This is a genomic window from Deinococcus alpinitundrae, assembly GCF_009982895.1.
In the GTDB taxonomy this organism is placed as follows: Bacteria; Deinococcota; Deinococci; order Deinococcales; family Deinococcaceae; genus Deinococcus; species Deinococcus alpinitundrae.
On sequence record NZ_WXZL01000190.1, the window covers coordinates 1 to 289 of the forward strand.

Below are 289 nucleotides of genomic sequence, written 5' to 3' on the forward strand. Positions count from 1 at the left end.
CAAGTCTTAAAAGCAGAGGGTTCGATCTCGAGCGCACTGGAATGACGCAGCCAGCACGCCTGGAACGTCTGTTCGGATTCGTGATGCTGGCCTGGGTGGCCTGCTTCCGGATAGGCGTCTGGTTGGCGGAGCAGCGGCCGATCAACGTCAAGAAGCACGGCAGAAAAGCGGTCAGTCTCGTTCGGTAGGGGGCCGAGTCGCTGACAAATGCGCTCAGGTGGCGCTTGGACGGGCTGGAATCACTGCTGTCCATCCTCATGAGCCCTTTTCCAGCGCTAGGAGCAGCTTG

Annotated in this window: 1 pseudogene; it reads left to right on the top strand. The window is 59.9% G+C overall.

Annotated features, from left to right (window positions below):
* Positions 1-188 (top strand): annotated as a pseudogene (locus GUI70_RS24835) (IS4 family transposase); the annotation flags it as partial.
* Between the last annotated feature and the right edge of the window lie 101 nt (positions 189-289).